19 protein-coding genes are annotated in these 16,799 nt (G+C 73.2%); 8 read left to right on the forward strand and 11 right to left on the reverse strand.

The window, feature by feature from the left end; all coding sequences use genetic code 11:
* Positions 1-18: 18 nt before the first annotated feature.
* A complete protein-coding gene (locus K6T13_RS13535; protein ID WP_222895075.1) occupies positions 19-939 on the forward strand; it encodes a GNAT family N-acetyltransferase in 921 nt (306 codons plus the stop codon).
* Here the strand turns inward: K6T13_RS13535 and K6T13_RS13540 are convergent.
* The 6 genes from K6T13_RS13540 to K6T13_RS17475 are packed head-to-tail and all read right to left on the reverse strand — an operon-like array spanning position 921 to position 5,617.
* Positions 921-1,904 carry a DUF389 domain-containing protein gene (locus tag K6T13_RS13540; RefSeq protein ID WP_222895076.1) on the reverse strand — a complete coding sequence of 328 codons (984 nt, stop codon included), beginning with the start codon at positions 1,902-1,904 and terminating at the stop codon, positions 921-923. The two genes, K6T13_RS13535 and K6T13_RS13540, sit on opposite strands and share 19 nt — an antisense overlap.
* 37 nt (positions 1,905-1,941) lie before the next feature.
* Complete coding sequence (locus K6T13_RS13545; protein ID WP_222895077.1) at positions 1,942-3,678, reverse strand: VanW family protein; 1,737 nt, start codon at positions 3,676-3,678, stop codon at positions 1,942-1,944.
* Positions 3,679-3,687: 9 nt separating this feature from the next.
* Positions 3,688-4,047: a hypothetical protein gene (locus K6T13_RS13550; protein WP_222895078.1), complete on the reverse strand. Its 360-nt coding sequence runs from the start codon at positions 4,045-4,047 to the stop codon at positions 3,688-3,690.
* Positions 4,044-4,943, reverse strand: a complete 900-nt coding sequence (mshB, locus tag K6T13_RS13555) for an N-acetyl-1-D-myo-inositol-2-amino-2-deoxy-alpha-D-glucopyranoside deacetylase (RefSeq protein ID WP_222895079.1) — start codon at positions 4,941-4,943, stop codon at positions 4,044-4,046. Before mshB ends, K6T13_RS13550 begins: the two co-directional genes overlap by 4 nt.
* A 9-nt stretch (positions 4,944-4,952) precedes the next feature.
* Complete coding sequence (locus K6T13_RS17470) at positions 4,953-5,225, reverse strand: hypothetical protein (protein WP_249423788.1); 273 nt, start codon at positions 5,223-5,225, stop codon at positions 4,953-4,955.
* A complete protein-coding gene (locus tag K6T13_RS17475; RefSeq protein WP_249423789.1) occupies positions 5,222-5,617 on the reverse strand; it encodes a (deoxy)nucleoside triphosphate pyrophosphohydrolase in 396 nt (131 codons plus the stop codon). The genes K6T13_RS17470 and K6T13_RS17475 overlap by 4 nt, the downstream gene beginning before the upstream one ends.
* Positions 5,618-5,661: 44 nt before the next feature.
* Between K6T13_RS17475 and K6T13_RS13565 the strand changes: the two genes are divergently transcribed.
* Positions 5,662-6,723 (forward strand): hypothetical protein, encoded by a 1,062-nt coding sequence (locus K6T13_RS13565; RefSeq protein WP_222895080.1) that lies wholly within the window; start codon positions 5,662-5,664, stop codon positions 6,721-6,723.
* On the opposite strand, the gene K6T13_RS13570 is transcribed toward K6T13_RS13565, so the two are convergent.
* A complete protein-coding gene (locus tag K6T13_RS13570; protein ID WP_222895081.1) occupies positions 6,720-7,523 on the reverse strand; it encodes an acyl-CoA thioesterase in 804 nt (267 codons plus the stop codon). The genes K6T13_RS13565 and K6T13_RS13570 overlap by 4 nt on opposite strands.
* A 166-nt stretch (positions 7,524-7,689) precedes the next feature.
* Here K6T13_RS13570 and K6T13_RS13575 point away from each other — a divergent pair, with 166 nt between their 5' ends.
* Complete coding sequence (locus K6T13_RS13575; protein ID WP_222895082.1) at positions 7,690-10,209, forward strand: hybrid sensor histidine kinase/response regulator; 2,520 nt, start codon at positions 7,690-7,692, stop codon at positions 10,207-10,209.
* Between the two features lie 12 nt (positions 10,210-10,221).
* On the opposite strand, the gene K6T13_RS13580 is transcribed toward K6T13_RS13575, so the two are convergent.
* Entirely contained in the window at positions 10,222-10,770 is a 549-nt protein-coding gene (locus K6T13_RS13580; protein ID WP_222895083.1) for a TetR/AcrR family transcriptional regulator, read from the reverse strand.
* Between the two features lie 61 nt (positions 10,771-10,831).
* Between K6T13_RS13580 and K6T13_RS13585 the strand changes: the two genes are divergently transcribed.
* Complete coding sequence (locus tag K6T13_RS13585) at positions 10,832-11,158, forward strand: DMT family transporter (RefSeq protein WP_222895084.1); 327 nt, start codon at positions 10,832-10,834, stop codon at positions 11,156-11,158.
* Between the two features lie 60 nt (positions 11,159-11,218).
* Positions 11,219-11,563: a VOC family protein gene (locus tag K6T13_RS13590; protein WP_222895085.1), complete on the forward strand. Its 345-nt coding sequence runs from the start codon at positions 11,219-11,221 to the stop codon at positions 11,561-11,563.
* Between the two features lie 50 nt (positions 11,564-11,613).
* Here the strand turns inward: K6T13_RS13590 and K6T13_RS13595 are convergent, their stop codons facing one another.
* Positions 11,614-12,243, reverse strand: coding sequence for a TetR/AcrR family transcriptional regulator (locus K6T13_RS13595; protein WP_222895086.1), 630 nt, complete (start codon positions 12,241-12,243; stop codon positions 11,614-11,616).
* 92 nt (positions 12,244-12,335) lie between these two features.
* Between K6T13_RS13595 and K6T13_RS13600 the strand changes: the two genes are divergently transcribed.
* The 3 genes from K6T13_RS13600 to K6T13_RS13610 are packed head-to-tail and all read left to right on the forward strand — an operon-like array spanning position 12,336 to position 14,722.
* On the forward strand, positions 12,336-13,763 hold the full coding sequence (locus K6T13_RS13600; RefSeq protein ID WP_222895087.1) for an FAD-binding oxidoreductase: 1,428 nt from the start codon (positions 12,336-12,338) through the stop codon (positions 13,761-13,763).
* A gap of 5 nt (positions 13,764-13,768) precedes the next feature.
* Positions 13,769-14,173, forward strand: coding sequence for a RidA family protein (locus tag K6T13_RS13605; RefSeq protein ID WP_222895088.1), 405 nt, complete (start codon positions 13,769-13,771; stop codon positions 14,171-14,173).
* A gap of 57 nt (positions 14,174-14,230) precedes the next feature.
* Positions 14,231-14,722 (forward strand): DinB family protein, encoded by a 492-nt coding sequence (locus K6T13_RS13610; protein ID WP_222895089.1) that lies wholly within the window; start codon positions 14,231-14,233, stop codon positions 14,720-14,722.
* Here K6T13_RS13610 and ychF read toward each other — a convergent pair.
* Positions 14,712-15,788 carry a redox-regulated ATPase YchF gene (gene ychF, locus K6T13_RS13615; RefSeq protein WP_222895090.1) on the reverse strand — a complete coding sequence of 359 codons (1,077 nt, stop codon included), beginning with the start codon at positions 15,786-15,788 and terminating at the stop codon, positions 14,712-14,714. The genes K6T13_RS13610 and ychF overlap by 11 nt on opposite strands.
* A gap of 11 nt (positions 15,789-15,799) precedes the next feature.
* On the reverse strand, positions 15,800-16,744 hold the full coding sequence (locus K6T13_RS13620) for a serine/threonine dehydratase (RefSeq protein WP_222895091.1): 945 nt from the start codon (positions 16,742-16,744) through the stop codon (positions 15,800-15,802).
* Positions 16,745-16,799: the final 55 nt, after the last annotated feature.

Here is a 16,799-nt window from a genome sequence, read left to right on the forward strand (position 1 = left end):
CCAGCCTAGTATCCCGGCGTGACCGAAGCCCCGGGAGCCCACGGCTTGGGCCCGCATGTCGTGGGGACGCGCGTGGTCGTGCGCCGGCTGGTGCCGGGCGAGGAGGGGCCCTCGGGCGGCCCGGCGATGACCGACGTGCTCGGCACCTGCCTGCGCTGGGGCGACGGGGAGTGCGTCGTGCAGCCGGAGGACGGGCCGGCGGTGACCATCCCGGTCGCGCTGATCGTGGCGGGCAAGCCCGTCCCGCCCCGCGCCTCGGTGCGCCGCCGGACCAGCGCCCGCGAGATCGAGCAGCACGGCTTCGCGCTGTGGCCCGGCCTGGAGACCGAGACGCTCGGCCAGTGGGTGCTGCGGGCCGCGCCGCCACCGGCCGACGGGCGCCGTCGGCGGCGCGCCAACTCGGTGCTGGCCCTCGGCGACCCGGGGCTCGAGCCGGCCGAGGCGCTGCGCCGCGTCGTGGCCTTCTACGAGGCCCGCGACCAGCCCGCGCTGGCGATGGTCGTCGCCGGATCGGCGGAGGAGACCACCCTGGCCTCCCAGGGCTGGAGCGGGGAGGGACTGCCCACCGCCCACGCCATGGTGGCGCCGCTGGCGCGGGCAGCCCGGGCCGCGCACGACGCGACGCCGGAGCACGAGTCCGAGCCCGGGGTGGTCGCCGACGACGGTGTCCGCGTCGAGCTGCGCCTCGGCGACCGGGCCCGCGGCCGCGCCGCGCTCGACGGCGACTGGCTCGGCCTCCACGACGTCGAGGTCGACCCGGGCCGGCGCCGGGGCGGCCTGGGCACCGCCGTCGTCGCGGGACTCCTCGGCTGGGGTGCGGAGCGGGGCGCCACCAGCGCCTGGCTCCACGTCGAGACCGACAACCGGGGCGCGATCGCGCTCTACGAGGGCCTCGGGTTCGAGGTCCACCACACCTACCGCTACCTGGCGCCAACCTGACCATCCGCGCCCGAGAACGGGTGCAGGACCCGGTCGGAGAGCACCAGCACCCGCTTCCACAGCAGGCGCTGGAGCAGGATCACGGCGATCCCCGAGACCACCATGCCCAGGACGTTGACCCCGAGCTGCTGCGCCGAGCCGACCATCTCCGGGACGTCCCAGAGCGCCAGCGCGAGCGAGAAGTTCCCGGCCGCGGGCACCGTCGTGACGGAGATGAACACGCCGACCATGGCGTTGTCGCGGTCGGTCGTCATCGCGAGGACACCCGCCGCGCCGGCCACCAGGGCCACCACGAAGGACCACACGTCGGGGCGCCAGATGAAGTTGGTCTGGGGTCGGGGCCGGGACAGCATCTCGGCGTCGACCAGCCCGGACAGGGCCGCGAGCAGCGCGAGCACGGTGACGGCCAGGATCGCGACGACGAAGCCCCCGGCCAGCAGCAGCGCGCCACGGCCCGCCACTGCCCACTTGCCGAGCACCACCCCGACCGAGATCGCGGCGACCGTCCCGAACTCGGGACCCACCACCATCGCGCCGACCACCAGGATCGGCGAGTCGGTGATCACCGCGACCGCGGCGATGGTCACCGCGAGGATGCTGAAGGCGAGGTAGCCGACGGTCGGCCGGCCCGCCCCCTCCGCGCGCTCGACCACCTCCGGCCAGATGACGGCGTCCTCCGGGTCACCCGGGGCGATCGCCGCGATCCGCTCCGCCTCGGCGAAGGGGGTGTTGTCGGGCGACAGCACCACGATGCCGCCCCGCTCCGAGAGACCGACGTCGTGGAGGTCGTCGAGCAGCTCGGTGGCCACCTCGCGGGCGACGTCGCACTCGACGAGGTCGCCCTCGGGCACGAGGCTCACGCCCTCGAACCGCACCAGGTTGGTCACGCACGGGTTGTCGACGAGCAGGTCGAGGACGTCGTCGACCAGGGCGGGCGGCACGGTGAGCCGCAGGTGCTCCAGCATGCGCCGAACAGTACGGCGGCAGCAGCCCCGCCCCGGCTCAGGAGTCCGTGGCGTTGGGGTTGGTGCAGATCACCGTGTCGCTCGGCGTGTAGGTGGTGCTGAACTTCTCGGTCCGCACCACTTCGTCGGAACCCGGCTTGGAGAAGTAGCGCCAGACATCGACGTCGAAGCCGCCGTAGCCCTCGTTGGGGTGGCAGCGCACCGTGTCGACGCGCCGGGTCTCCGGCTCGGTCTGGTTGTAGCGGCCCGAGGTCCGGGTCGTGATGTCCCAGTGCTTGGTCGACCACATGTCGACGGTGACCACACCCGAGGAGGACGGGGTGCTGGGGGTGACCCGCGACTGGATGAAGACGCCGTGGGGAGTGGTGTTCTTGAAACGCAGGTCGACGGCACCCCACGCCACGGTGGCCTCCCGACCGACGGGGTACCGGTCGATGTAGAACGAGTGCGGCTTGTGCTCGACGTCCTCGAGGCCGGCGAAGAACATCGCGTTGAAGAGCGTCGTGGCCAGCTGGGAGACCCCGCCGCCGAGGTCCCTGACGAGGATGCCGTCGGAGATGATGAAGCCCTCGGTGAAGCCGTTCTCGGCGGTGCGCTCGCCGACGGTGCCGTTGAGCGAGAAGACCTCGCCCGGCTCGAGGATCGTGCCGTCGACGATCTCGGCGGCCCGCCCGATGTTGACGTTGCGGTATTCCGCGTGGGGGTAGTAGGTCGTGAAGCTGGAGACCTTCTCGGTGATGTCGAGGTCGCGCAGCTCGGCCGTGGTGAGGTCGGGCCGCGCGGTACGGGCCTTGACCGCCTGCACCCGCTTGCCCTCGGGGCGGGTGACCAGGTCGAGGAAGGTGTCGGCCACGTCGGCCTGGCGGTAACGCACCCCCGGCTTGGCGGGGACGACCCGCGGGCTGCCGCCGACGATGCGGATGGTGGCGTCGACGGGCGCGCCGTCGGTGCCGACCCGGTTGCCGACGACCTTCTTGAGGGCCTTCCGGTCCACGTCGGGGACGAGCTCGCCGTCCTCGGGCCGCAGCCGCAGCGCCTTGCCGAACTCGCGGGGCAGAAGCCGCACGTCGGCGTCGCCGAACCGCAACGTCACCGGTCCCGAGAGCGCCGGGTTGGCGAACTCCTCCACGGCGCGGCGTACTTCGGCGGCGTCGATCTCGGGCTCCACGGTGGTGAGCTGGAGGCCCGCCACGGCGGCGTCGCTCTCGGCGAGGTAGGACTGCTCGATGGCGGCGCGGGCCTGCTCGCGGTCGATGGTCTCGCCGTCGCGTGGGTCGGTGACCGCGATGCGGGTGCCGCGGATCTTGACGGCGCCGTCACGCGGCGGGGTGCCCAGCTCCTCCTCGAGCCGGTCGAGCAGGGCGTCCATCCGGGTCTCGTCGACGTCGAGCACGGCGTCCATCTCGTCGCCGTCGGTGTAGTAGTCCCACAGCCGGGCGGGGTCCCAGGACCGGCCGCCCCCGGCCGCCGCCACCGAGCCGGCGTAGTCGACCTCCAGCCCGGCCTCCTCGGGGGTGAAGGTCACCTCGTCGCCGGCCACGCTGGCCTGCTGCTGGGCGTCGACGCGGTCGGCGAGGCCCTCCTCGAGGGTCACCTCTGCCTGGCCGGGCGTCTGCCCGCCGATGTCGACGCCCGCCACGGTCGTGCCGCGGGGCACCTTGTCACCGGCCGCGGCGTACGCCGCTCCATAGCCACCGGCCAGCAGCACCACCAGCCCCAGCAGCAGGAGCAGGACGACGCGGCCGCCTGCTGTCTCGCGTCCGGGATCACTCACGCGGGCATCCTAGGTCGGAGGCCCGACGCGCCCCGATTCGTCGCCGCCACCCGGACGGGGCAGCGTGACCACCGCGACGGCCGCCACGGCGAGCGCCACCAGCAGCAGCGACCAGCCCGGGGCGTCGGCGCTCACGGCGACGTCGCCCTCCGCCCGCGGGACCACCGCCACCCCGACGGCGGCAGCGAAACCGAGCGCGAAGGGGAGCCGCGTGAGCCATCCGGGCCCGACCGCCGCCAGTGCCGCCACGAGACCGACCAGGACCAGCGGCAGCCCCCACCAGGTCGCGTGCACGGCCACGGCGGCGACGCCGGTGACCGCCCCCACCAGCAGCAGCGCCGGTGCGGCGACCACCCGCAGCGCCGTCACAGGCCGGCGAAGAGGTCCGTCTCGTGGCCGTCCGGCCCCGGGACCGGCGTCCCCTTGGCGATGCGGTAGTTCTCGATCGCCCACAGTGCGTGCCCGCTCTCGCCCCCGCGGAAGAACGGGCCGTCGGGTGCCACCTGCGTGCGATGGCTTGCCAGGGCCGTCATCTTCTGCTCCACGTGGGCGGTGCCGTCGACGGCGCACGAGATGAGGTGGTCCGGCGTGACGAACGGCGGCATCGGGCCATCGGGGTCCATCCCCTCGAAGGTCTCGGTGTCCCCGGACTCACGCAGCTGCCGCAGGCTCTCCCGCATCCGGCTCTCCGACAGCGCACACCAGTAGATCTTGGCGATCTCCCAGGGCTCGCCCAGGTCCAGGCGATACGACGCCACGCCGGCCAGGCTCGCGGCGTAGGTCGCGACGCGGTGGGCCTGGATGTGGTCGGGGTGGCCGTAGCCGCCGAACTGGTCGTAGGTGACCAGCACCTGGGGCCGCACCTCGCGGATGACACCGACCAGGTGGTCGGCGGCCTGGGTGAGGTCGGCGTTCCAGAAGGCGTCGGGGTGGACCTCCTCGCCCGCCACGGCGTGCCCGTCCTCGTGCCAGGCCATGCCCGAGTCGCGGTAGGTGCCGAAGCCGCCGAGGAACCGGTGGTCGGTCACGCCCAGGACCTTCATCGCCTCGGCCAGCTCACCCTGGCGGTGCTCGCCGAGCCCGTCGTCGCGGTGGGCCGCGAGGTGCTCGAGGTCGGGGACGAGGATCTCGCCGAGCTCCCCCGCCGTGCAGGTCACCAGGGTGACGTGGCGGCCCTCGGCGACGTAGCGCGCCATGGTGGCGCCGTTGTTGATGGTCTCGTCGTCGGGGTGGGCGTGGACGAGCAGCAGGCGGTGTTCAGGCACCGGCCCAGCCTACGGCTCGAGGTGGTGGCGGCGCGGCGCGGTCGGCAGGTCGAGCGGCGGCGCCGGGGGCACCTCGCCCCCGGTGTCCAGCCAGCCGTCGTGCTCCTCGACGAGGAGGTCGAGCAGCACCTCGGGCGCGTCGGTGAGCACCGCCCAGGGGTGGTCCTCGTCGTCGTCCTCGCCGGCCAGCCGCTCGCGCTCGACCGATGCCGCGTAGCCGTCGACGCGCAGCCGGGCGGCCACGGCGCGTGCGTCGTCCTCGTCGAAGAAGATGCCCCTCACGGTCCCATCATCCGCCGCCGCAGCTCGGGCAGGAACGGACGGTCCGGCTCCAGCCAGTCGACCTCGTCGAGCTGCCCGGGCCGGAGCCACCGCAGTGCGTCGTGCTCGACCGGGTCGGGGTCACCGGACAGGATCCGGGCCGTCGCGACCGCGAGCTCGTGGCCCCGGCCGACGGGCGCGGTCCCCGCCAGCCAGCCGGTCACCTCGATCGCGCAGCCGAGCTCCTCGGCGATCTCGCGCACCAGCGCGTCAGCCGGGTCCTCCCCCGGCTCGACCTTGCCGCCCGGCAGCTCCCAGCGGCCGGCTGCCTCACGCGGCGCGGTCCGTCGGGCGGCGAGGAGCCGGTCTTCGCGCAGGATCGCGGCGCCGACGACGAGCTGGCGGCCGGGCATGCGGCACATCGAACCACGGTCGGTGACGGGCTACGGTCGGGCCCATGACCGGCACGGGAGCCGACGTCACCGGCATCCACCTGACCCGGACGACGGAGAACGCCGAGGAGATCGACGCGCTGGCCGCCGTGCTGGGCGGCCGGGTCGGGCTGCGCGGCGTGATCACCGACCTCGACCGGCAGGCGCGTCCTTCCCGGCTCGGCCGGTTGCTGGGCCGGGCCGTCGACACGGCGTACGCCTGGCAGCGGGACGACCAGCGCGACCCGCGCTGGTGGCCCCAGGGCATCTCCTCCTCGGCGGAGGCCGGCGGCGTCGACGACGCCGTCCACGGCCGCCGGGTGCTGGTGACGACCTGGTACGCCAAGGACCTCGGCGAGGGCTCGCACGGCTGCCGCGTGACGTTCCTCGACCTCGACACGCTGCGCTACCGGCACGTGCTGCTCGTGACGCCGACCCTGACCGCCGGAGGTCCCGGTCTGGACCCGCTGCGGATCCACGCCGGCGGGGTCGTGTGGCGGGGCCCGTGGTTGCACGTCGCGGCGACGCGCCGCGGCTTCGTCACCTTCCACCTCGACGACGTCCTGCGAGCGGGCGGGGACGCGCTCGCGGCGTTCGGCCACACGTACGTGCTGCCCGCGCGCGCCGCCTACCGGGCCAGGACCGCCGAGGGACACCGCCCGCTGCGCTTCTCCTTCCTGTCGCTGGACCGGGACACCAGCCCGCCGTGCCTCCTGGCCGGGGAGTACGCCGCCGGCACGGGTGAGGCGACCCGGCTGGCGCGCTTCGGCCTGGCCGCGGACGACTGGCCCCTGCTCGTCGGCGAGGACGGTCGGTCCCGGCCGGTCGTGCTGGAGGACGGCGGGGTGCTGCGGATGCAGGGCGCCGCGACGGCCCGCGGCCGGCTGCACGTGACGTCCTCGCACGGCCCGTGGCGGCCCGGGACCGTCCACACGGGTCACCCGGGCGCCCTGCGGCCCCATCGGTTCGCGGTGCCGATGGGACCCGAGGACCTGACCTACTGGCCGGCGACCGACCGGCTGTGGACGCTCACCGAGCACCCCGGGCGACGCTGGGTCGTGTCGATGCGTCGCGACTGGTTCGACTAGCGGGGAACCCGCGCCAGCTGCCGGCTCTGGGCGACCAGCCGGCCGGAGGAGTCCCACACCTCGCAGTCCTCCTCGAACATCCCGCCGGCGACGTTGCGGGTCGCGTGGCGGACCTGGAGCCAGCCGGGCGCCGGGCAGGCGCGCACGTGCGCGGTCAGCTCGAGCGTCGGCGCCCACCCGGCCATCCCCAGGTCGTAGGTGACCGGCGGCAGGGCATCGACCACCATCAGCAGCGACATCGGGTCCGGCTCGCGGTCCTCGACCAGGCGGAACCACGCCTGCATCTCGCCGTTGCCACTCGGCTGGCCGACCACCCAGCCGACGTGCCGGGGGTCGAAGCGCATGTCGAAGCGCTCCATCAGGGGCGCGACGCTGCGGACCTCCTCCGGTGCGTGGCGGTTGGACACGCACTCCTCCACCGGGGGCAGGTCCGGCGGGGTCGCGGTGGTGCGGACGTCGTCGGGCAGGCCGGCGAGGTCGCCGTACGTCGCCAGCACGCTGAGCCGGGCCTGGTCTCCCTGCCGCAGGTCCGCGGCGAGGGTGGCCACGCTGCCGCCCTCGCGCAGGACGCGAGCATCGACGGTTGCAGGCCCGTGGGTGGCGGCCGAGAGGAAGTAGGCGCTGATCGCGAGGGGGTCGGGACGGCCGGGGACGACCTTGCTCAGGGCCGTCCCGACGACAGCCAGCTGGTAGCCGCCGTTGATCCCACCGCCGACCCGCCAGCCGTCGGTCAGCTCGGCGGCGTAGCTGCCCGCTCCGAGCCTCGTCACCGCGACGTGCTGGTCCCACTCGGCTCCCATGCCGGCGAGCCTAGGTGTGGCGGAGGGTCCGCGGGCCGTGAGGTGCGTCTCAGCAGCAACGTCAAACGGCTGGTCACACGCGGGTAAAGAAACGGTCAAATGCGCATGTGACAGGCGGGTTCGGCGCAGACTGGCACCACCCCCCGGGGACCCTCTAGGAGCGCTGATGTCGACCGCCCCCTCCGCGGCACTGCCTCCGGCCCTCACACGCCGGGCGCTGTGGCCTGCGCTCGTCGGCCTCGCCTGGCTGGTCGCCGTGGTCGTCCACGTGGTGCGGCCGAGCGACACTGTCGTCGGGGTCACCTTCGTCGCGGTCCTGGGCGGTGCGGCTGCGGCCGCCTGGGTGGGGAGCGCCCGGGCCTCTCGTGAACGACGCCTGCCGGCCGCGCTCATCGCAGCAGGCCTCACGAGCAACGCGCTCGGCGAGGTTGTCTGGTACACCTTCGTGCGCAACCAGCCGGCCACGGACGCGTCGCTGGCCGACGTGGGCTGGCTGGTCTCCTACCTCTGCTTCGCCGCGGCGCTGTCGATCGTGCTGGTGCGTGCGCGCACGGGCGAGAAGATCGACACCGACTCGGTCATCGACGCCCTGACCATCGTGGCCATCAGCGTGATGCTGCTGTGGAACCTGTCGGTCGCGAGCATCGCGGGCGACCCGTCGTTGACGCCGCTGGTCAAGGTCATCTGGTCGACCTACCCCATCGCCGACGCGGTCCTCCTGGCGCTGGCGATCCGGATCCTCACCGACCGGCGCGCGCGCCGGTGGATCGACCCGTGGTTCGGCGTGGGCGTCGGCGCCTGGCTAGTTGCCGACATCGGGTTCCTCACCCTTCCGCTCACCGACGCCCACGAGAACTGGCAGAACGCCGGCTGGATGCTCGGCGCCGTCCTGATGGCACGGTTCCACCGCGGCGGTGCGGCCGCTCAGCAGGAGGACTCCCCCGGCGCCACCAACCGCGTGAAGCTCGCCATCGCGCTCGGCCCGCTCGTCGCCCCGCCCGCGCTGGTGGTCCTCGACCTGTCGACCGGGCGACCCGTGCAGCTGGCACCGCTCATGGTCGGCACGGTCGTCCTCGTCGCCCTCACCTACACCCGGACGGCACGTCTGCTCCGCGCCCACGAGCGGGCCCAGTCGGAGCTGCAGGAGGCGCGGGACGCTGCCCTGAAGGCGTCACGCGCCAAGTCCGACTTCCTCGCCACCATGAGCCACGAGATCCGCACGCCCATGAACGGTGTGATCGGCCTCTCCGAGCTGCTGCTGCGCACCGACCTCGACGACCGCCAGCGGCAGTACGCCGAGGGCGTCCACGGGGCGGGCGGGGTCTTGCTCAACCTCATCAACGAGATCCTCGACTTCTCCCGCGTCGAGGCGGGGCGTCTCGAGCTCGAGGTGCAGGACGTCGACGTCGTGTCCGTCGCCGAGGAGACCGCAGACCTGATTGCCCACGACGCCCGCAGCAAGGGCCTCGAGCTCGTCGTCGACTGCGACCACGCCCTGTCCCGGGTGCCGCTCCGCGCCGACCCGGCGCGGCTGCGCCAGGTCCTGCTCAACCTGGCCGAGAACGCCGTGAAGTTCACCGAGTCCGGCGAGGTCGTCGTCCGGGTCTGCCAGGAGAGTGGTGACGACACGGTCAGCGTGGTCCGGTTCGAGGTGAGCGACACCGGCATCGGCATCCCCGGCAACGTCCGCGACACCCTGTTCGACGTCTTCGCCCAGGCCGACTCGTCCGCGACGACGCGCTACGGCGGCACCGGGCTCGGCCTGGCCATCTGTCACCAGCTGGTCGAGCTCATGGGCGGGGTGATCGGCGTCGAGACCGCGCCGGGTGACGGCAGCACGTTCTGGTTCACCGTGCCCCTGGAGCGGGCGACCGCGGCCGCGGAGGTCACTCCCGGACCCGCCCTCGACGGGGTCCGGGTGCTGGCCGTCGACGACAACCCCACGAGTCTCGCGGTGATCGCGAGCATGCTCCGCTCCTGGGGCGCGGAGGTCGACACCGCCGAGGGCGGCGTGGAGGCCATGACCGCCCTGTCCGCCCGACGGGGCGGGACGGCGTACGACTTCGTGGTGACCGACCTGGTGATGCCCGGGCTCGACGGCCTCGGCCTCTCGCAGCGCATCGTCGAGCTCGGCGGGGACCACCCGCTGCCCGTGCTGCTCACGTCGGACCCCGAGGTCGGGCAGGCCCAGGCCCGGACCTCGGGGGTGGCGGCCTGCGTGGCCAAGCCTGTGCACGGCAGCCAGCTGCGCAACGTGCTGGTCGACCTGAGCGCCACCCGCCAGCTCGTCCGCGACCGAGAGTCCGCGAAGGGCCGGGTGCTGGTGGTCGACGAGAGCCAGACCAACCAGCTCATCACCTCGGGCATGGTCGAGTACCTCGGCTACGGGGTGACCGTCGCGGGCGACGAGGTGGAGGCGCTGGTGGCCCTCGCCCAGGGGGCGGTCGACGCGGTGCTCCTCGACTGCCGGGTCACCGCCGACGGCACCTACCAGATCGCCGAGGCCATCCGCAGCGTCGACGGCGCCCAGCGGGTGCCGATCATCGCCATGGCGGCCACCGAGGAGCCCGACCTCGTCGAGCAGCTGCGCGAGGCCGGGGTCGACGACCACCTCGCCCGTCCGATCGCCCTCGCGCCGCTGGCCCAGACGCTGCAGCGCTGGATCCGCGAGCCCGCAGCCTCCTAGGCCCGACCGGGATCACCCGGCGAGGGCCTGCACCGCGCTCGCCAGGTCCTCGACGCCGCGGTCGAGCTCGTCGGGACGGTCCGTCGTCAGGTCGAGGTGGAAGCCGTAGAGGGCCGAGTCGACCAACGTGGCGATGCGTGCCACCCGACGTACGGGCGCCCCGCTGCGGACGAGGTAGTCGCGCAGCGCCTCCGCCCAGACCGCGTTGCTGGCCCGCGCCACGGACCGGTAGGGCTCCTGGCCGATCAACCCGGTCGCCGCGGCCTGGCAGTACGTCGTCAGGCAGGCGTTGAGCGCCGGCTGCTGGTAGGCCCGCCAGAGCCGGGTGACGGCCGACCTCACCGAGGGCGCGGCGGGCAGCGCGGCCACCGTGGCCACCGCCCGCTCGGTGGCCCTCGCGACCACGGCGGAGACCAGCGCGTCCCGACTGCCGAAGTGGTAGACGAGCATCCGGTCGCTGGTCCCGAGCGCGGCGGCGAGCGGCCGCAGGGTCAACCCGATCAACCCGTGCTCCAGCACGTGGTCGGTCGCCGCGTCCAGCAGCTCCTCCTGTCGGCTCACGGGGCCAGTGTAGCGAGTGCTACATTGGAGATGTAGCGACTGCTACAGAAGGGACCCGATCATGCTCGTCGCCGTGCTCCTCCTCCTCGCCGCCATCGCCGTGGAGGTGATGTCGACCGCGCTCCTCCCCCGGGCCGAGGGATTCACCAACCCGACCTGGACCGCCGTGGTGCTCGGCGGCTACGCGGTGTCCATCTGGCTGCTGGCGCTCGTCGTCCGCACGCTCCCGGTGTCCGTCGCCTATGCGGTCTGGTCAGGGCTCGGCACGGCCCTGGTGGCAGTGATCGGCTACCTGTTCCTCGGCGAGCAGCTCGGCTGGGTCAAGGCGCTCTCCCTGGCCCTCATCGTCGTGGGCGTGGTCGGCCTCAACATCGCCGGCGCCCACTGACGGGCCGAAGCGAGCACCGGGGGGTTGCAGGTCCGAGCGACGCGTGCTCGGCTGGAAGGCGTGAACATCGAGCGAGTCGCGCCCGTCCTCACCACCGACGACCTCCCCACCGCCGTGCGTCAGCACCGTGCCGTGCTGGGCCTCGACCTCGTGATGGACCTGGGGTGGGTCGCCTTCCTCGCCGACTCCGAGGGGCACCAGCTCGGCCTGATGACCCGGGACGCGACGGCGCCGGTGAACCCCGACGTCTCCGTCTTCGTCGACGACGTGGAGGCCGCCCACGCTGCAGCGCTCGACGCCGGCGTCGAGGTCGTGCATCCCCTGACGAGCGAGCCGTGGGGCGTCACCCGCTTCTTCTACCGCGACGCGAGCGGCCGCGTCGTCAACGTGGGGACGCACACCTGAGCCGCCGCGGTCAGGCGTGGGGTCGCGCGGTCCGCACCCCCGGGGGCGCCTCAGGGGCTCTCCCCTGCTGACGCCTCGACACCGAGCAGCAGCGTCAGGTAGGTGCGCAGCTGGCGCAGCTGGTCGCGCAGCCGGATCTGGTCGCCGACGGCCCGGCCGAGGATGAACCCGCCCTCGAACACCGCCCACACGTGGTCGGCCAGCGACTCGAGGTCGACATCGACCGCCGGCGGCCGCACGGCGACGGCCTGCTCGAGCTTCTCGAGGATCCGTCCCCGCCACAGCGCGATGGCAGCCAGGATCACCCGGTCCGACTCCGCCTCCTCCGGGATCCGCTCGTAGAGGTAGGAGGCAAACAGGCAGCCGGGCTGCGTGATCAGCCCGGCCTCGATGTCGGCCTCGAAGCCGCGGAGGAACTCGAGCAGCTGCTCGGCGGGGTCGTCGGTCAGCTCCTCGGCGCGCGTCATGTACTGGTCGAGCACCGCGGCGTCGAGCTCGGCGTACCGCTCGATCAGCGCCTTCCCGAGCGCCCCCTTGGTCGGGAAGTGGTGGAAGAACGCGCCCTTGGACGTCCCCGTCGCGGCGAGGATCGCGTCGACGGTCGTCCCGGTGAAGCCCACCTCGAACACCAGGTCGTGGGCGGCCTCGAGGATCTTGTCGCGGGCGGTGGGGGTGGCCATGAGGCCACTCTACCTCTTGACAGACCAACTAGTCGGTCTCTATCTTCGTCTCTTCAGACCAACTAGTCGGTCTGTCCACGAGAGGCACGACGATGACCGCACCGACCACCACCAGCACCTCCCCCGCCACCGATGTGTGGCTCGCCGACCTGCGGGTCCACCCGGACCTGGAGCTCTTCACCCCCGACGACGCCGGCTACGACACCTGGCGCACGACCTGGAACCTCGCGGTCGAGCACCACCCGGTCGCCGTGGCCGTGCCGACGTCGACCGGCGGCGTGGTGGCCGTCGTCGAGGCCGCCCGGCGCCACGGCGTCTCCCTCGCGATCCAGTCGGCCGGGCACGGGCCCGCGCGGGCGGCGTGCGACGCGATCCTGCTGAACCTCGCCCGCCTGGCGGACGTCCGCGTCGATCCGGAGCGCCGGACCGCGCGGATCGCCGGCGGCGCCAAGTGGCAGGCCGTGCTCGACGTGGTCACCCCGCACGGCCTCGCACCTCTGCTCGGGTCGACCCCCGACGTCTCCGCTGTCGGCTACACCCTCGGCGGCGGGCTCGGGTGGCTGGCGCGCAAGTACGGCACCTCGGCCGACAGCGTCCTCGCCTTCGAGCTCGTGACCGCCGAGGGTGAGCTCCTGCGCGTCACCCCCGACGAGAACGCCGAGCTCTTCTGGGCACTGCGCGGGGCGGGGGCCGGCCACCTCGGCGTCGTCACCGCGATGGAGATCCGGCTCTACCCGGTCGCGGAGGTCTACGGCGGCAGCCTCTACTACCCGGCGACGATGGCCCACGAGGTCATGCAGCGCTGGCGTGACTGGATCCCCACCGTCCCCGAGGACCTCACCTCCGCGGTGACGCTCGTGAACTTCCCGGACCTCGAGGACGTCCCCGAGGAGCTGCGTGGAGCGGCGTACGTCCTCGTGCGGGGCGCCTTCAAGGGCCCGACCGAGGACGGCGAACGCCTGCTGGCGCACTGGCGTGAGTGGCGCCAGCCGGACGTCGACGAGTGGGGGCCGCTCCCCTTCGACCGGATCGCCGAGATCAGCCAGGACCCGCTCGAGCCGGTCCCCTACGAGGGCACCGGCCTGTGGTTGGGGTCGCTCGGTGACGACACGATCGACGCGCTCGTCTCGGGGACGTTCCCGCCGGACCGGCCACCGCTGCTCGTGCAGACCGAGCTGCGCCACGCCGGTGGTGCCCTCGCCCGGGGCACGTCACAGCCGGCGGCCTTCGGCAACCGGGACGCCGCGATCCTTCTCGAGCTCGTCGGCGTCACGGAGACGGCGTCGGACGTGGCCGCGGTGCGTTCCCTGATCCACGACCTCACCGCGCGGATCGCGCCCGACCTCACCGGTGGGCACTACCTCAACTACGTCGAGGGCGGGGACCGCCGCCACGGCGTCGCCCGCGGGACCGTCCCCGGCGCCTACGAGCGGCTGGCGGCACTCAAGGCACTCCTCGACCCCGACGACCTGTTCAACCACGGCCTCGACGTCACGGGCCACCCATCACGAGAGGACTGACCGACATGCACCGCAACGCCGTCAACCCCTGGACCTGGCAGGACGAGCTCGGCTACGTCCAGGCCAACGAGGTCGTCGGAAGCCACCGGACCCTCCACGTCTCGGGCATCGCCTCCATGGACGCCGAGGGCCGCCCGGTGCACGCCGGCGACATGAAGGCCCAGATCGAGCAGACGCTGGACAACCTGGAGACCGTGCTGCACGCGGCGGGCTACGAGCTGGCCGACGTCGTGCGGCTGAACTACTACACCACCGACATCGAGACCTACTGGGAGGCGGACGAGGCCGTCGACGTGGTCGGCCGGCTCGCGCGGGCCGGCTGCCGGCCGGCCAGCACCCTGCTGGGCGTGGCCACCCTGGCCTGGCCCGAGCTGCTCGTCGAGATGGACGCGACCGCCGTCAAGGCGTGACGCGCACGCTTGCTCCCGCGTCCACGCAGCTCGGGCCCGGCACCTAGCCTGTGGTCCGTGAAGAGCGTGGTGGCCGGTGAGCGGGTGCTGCTCGACGGGATGCTGGACGCCCAGCGAGACGAGATCGCCCGCCTCCTCGACCAGGTCGACGACACCGCAGCCCGCGCCCGGCTGGTCCCCTCGCTGACGACCCCGCTGGGACTGGTCAAGCACGCCACGTTCGTGGAGCAGGTGTGGTTCCACTCCCGCGTGGCGGGCGTGCCGCGTGCCGAGCTGGGCCTGCCGGCCACCGTCGACGACAGCTTCGTACTGGGGAGCGAGGACACGGTGGACGCCGTGCGGACCGCGTTCCTCACCGCCTGCGCGCACTCGCGGGTGGTGGCCGAGGCGCACGATCTCGACGAGCGGTTCCCCTGGCACGAGGGGCCGGTCAGCCTGCGGTACGTCTACCTGCACGTGATCGCCGAGCTCGCCCGACACGCCGGCCACGGCGACATCCTGGTCGAGCAGCTGGCCGCCGGCGGCCCGGACGGCCCACTCACACGTTGAAGCGGAACTCCACCACGTCGCCGTCCTGCATGACGTAGTCCTTGCCCTCCATCCGGACCTTGCCGGCCTCCTTGGCCTTCAGCATGGAGCCCGCGGCGACGAGGTCGTCGAAGGAGATGACCTCGGCCTTGATGAAGCCCTTCTGGAAGTCGGTGTGGATCACGCCGGCGGCCTCGGGGGCGGTCGCGCCCTTGCGGATCGTCCAGGCGCGCGACTCCTTGGGGCCGGCAGTGAGGTAGGTCTGCAGCCCGAGGGTGTCGAAGCCGACGCGCGCCAGCTGGTCGAGGCCGGGCTCGTCGACGCCCATCTCGGCAAGCATCTCGCGGGCCTCCTCGTCGTCGTCGAGCTCGACCAGCTCGGCCTCGAACTTGGCGTCGAGGAAGATCGCCTCGGCCGGGGCCACCAGCTCGCGCATCCGCTGCTTGAGGTCCTCGTCGGCCAGCTCGTCGGCGTCGCAGTTGAAGACGTAGAGGTAGGGCTTGGCGGTGAGCAGCGAGAGCTCGCGCAGCAGCGCCCGGTCGATGTCGGTCGCGATCACCGGCGTACCCGCCTCGAGTGCCTCCTGGGCCTCCTTGGCGGCGGCCACCATCGGCAGCAGGTCCTTCTTGCCCTTGGCCTCCTTCTCCAGCCGGGGGATCGCCTTCTCGACCGTCTGGAGGTCGGCGAGGATCATCTCGGTCTGGATCGTGGAGATGTCGCTGGCCGGGTCGACCTTGCCGTCGACGTGGGTGACGTCCTCGTCGCGGAACACCCGCGTCACCTGGCAGATGGCGGCCGACTCGCGGATGTGGGAGAGGAACTTGTTGCCCAGGCCCTCCCCCTGCGAGGCGCCGGCAACGATCCCGGCGATGTCGACGAACTCCACCGTGGCGGGCAGCACCCGGGCGCTCTCGAAGAGCTCGGCCAGGCGGGGCAGCCGCTCGTCGGGCACCCCGACCACCCCGACGTTGGGCTCGATGGTGGCGAACGGGTAGTTCGCCGCGAGCACGTCGTTCTTGGTCAGGGCGTTGAAGAGGGTCGACTTCCCGGCATTGGGGAGTCCGACGATGCCGATCGTGAGAGCCACGGGCGGGCAGTCTACGGGCGGTCGCGACCCGTCATGGAATCGCCAGAGGGGCCGCGGGCGAGGTCTCCGGGATCGGTGTTGCCACCACAGACCACCACGCCGATCCGGTCCCCCTCGACCTGCCCGGTGACCACGGCCGCGAGCGCCGTGGCACCCGCCGGCTCGGCCACCACCCGCAGCTCTGACCACAGGCGGCGCCGGGCCCCGAGGATCGCCTCGTCCGGGACCAGCACCGACTGCACCTGCGCTGCCCGGCACGCCGCGAACCCGCGCTCGCCCACCTGGGACGCACCGAGCGCGTCGGCGGCCACACCACCCACCGGCGCGCGGAGCGGTCGCCCGGCGGCGAGGGCGTCGTGCATCGACGGGCAGCCCTCCGGCTCGACAGCCACGACGCGGACACCGCTGCCGGCGTACCACGCGGCGATGCCGCCGATCAGCCCCCCGCCCCCGACCGCGACCACCACGGTGTCCAGGTCCGGTGCCTGCTGCTCGAGCTCCAGCGCGACGGTGCCCTGCCCCGGCAGCGTGAACGGGCCGTCGTAGGCGTGGATCGCCAGCACCCCGGGCTCGGCTGCCGCGTCACGGCTCGCCTCGAGCGCGGCGGCGTAGTCGGCACCCTGCTGGTGGACCGTGGCGCCCCGCTCGCGGATCGCCGCCACCTTCACCGGGGAGGCGATGTCGGGCACGAAGACGTCGGTGGGGATGCCCAGGGTGGCGCCGACGTGCGCGACCGCCAGGCCGTGGTTGCCGCCGCTGGCGGCCACCAGCCGAGCGGGCTGCTCCGGCTCGGCCAGCACCGTGGCGAACGCGCCGCGCGGCTTGAAGGATCCCGCGTGCTGGAGCAGCTCGAGCTTGAGCGTCACCCCGAGCGCCTCCACCACCGGCGTCCGTCGCACGCGACTCCCGATGAGCTCGTGGGCCCGGAGGATGTCGGCACGGTCGGGGACGCTCACCCGGCCAGCCTAGGGACCCCCCGCCGGTGGGACGACCGCGACATGGCCCGTCATT

Origin of the sequence: Nocardioides coralli, from assembly GCF_019880385.1 — a bacterium.
Lineage (GTDB): Bacteria > Actinomycetota > Actinomycetes > Propionibacteriales > Nocardioidaceae > Nocardioides > Nocardioides coralli.

Excerpts from the sequence above, each read along its gene's own strand:
- K6T13_RS13540 (WP_222895076.1), bottom strand. The coding sequence starts at position 1,904 with ATGCTGGAGCACCTGCGGCTCACCGTGCCGCCCGCCCTGGTCGACGAC.
- K6T13_RS17475 (WP_249423789.1), bottom strand. The coding sequence starts at position 5,617 with ATGCCCGGCCGCCAGCTCGTCGTCGGCGCCGCGATCCTGCGCGAAGAC.
- K6T13_RS13565 (WP_222895080.1), top strand. The coding sequence starts at position 5,662 with ATGACCGGCACGGGAGCCGACGTCACCGGCATCCACCTGACCCGGACG.
- K6T13_RS13570 (WP_222895081.1), bottom strand. The coding sequence starts at position 7,523 with ATGGGAGCCGAGTGGGACCAGCACGTCGCGGTGACGAGGCTCGGAGCG.
- K6T13_RS13575 (WP_222895082.1), top strand. The coding sequence starts at position 7,690 with ATGTCGACCGCCCCCTCCGCGGCACTGCCTCCGGCCCTCACACGCCGG.
- K6T13_RS13585 (WP_222895084.1), top strand. The coding sequence starts at position 10,832 with ATGCTCGTCGCCGTGCTCCTCCTCCTCGCCGCCATCGCCGTGGAGGTG.
- K6T13_RS13595 (WP_222895086.1), bottom strand. The coding sequence starts at position 12,243 with ATGGCCACCCCCACCGCCCGCGACAAGATCCTCGAGGCCGCCCACGAC.
- K6T13_RS13600 (WP_222895087.1), top strand. The coding sequence starts at position 12,336 with ATGACCGCACCGACCACCACCAGCACCTCCCCCGCCACCGATGTGTGG.
- K6T13_RS13605 (WP_222895088.1), top strand. The coding sequence starts at position 13,769 with ATGCACCGCAACGCCGTCAACCCCTGGACCTGGCAGGACGAGCTCGGC.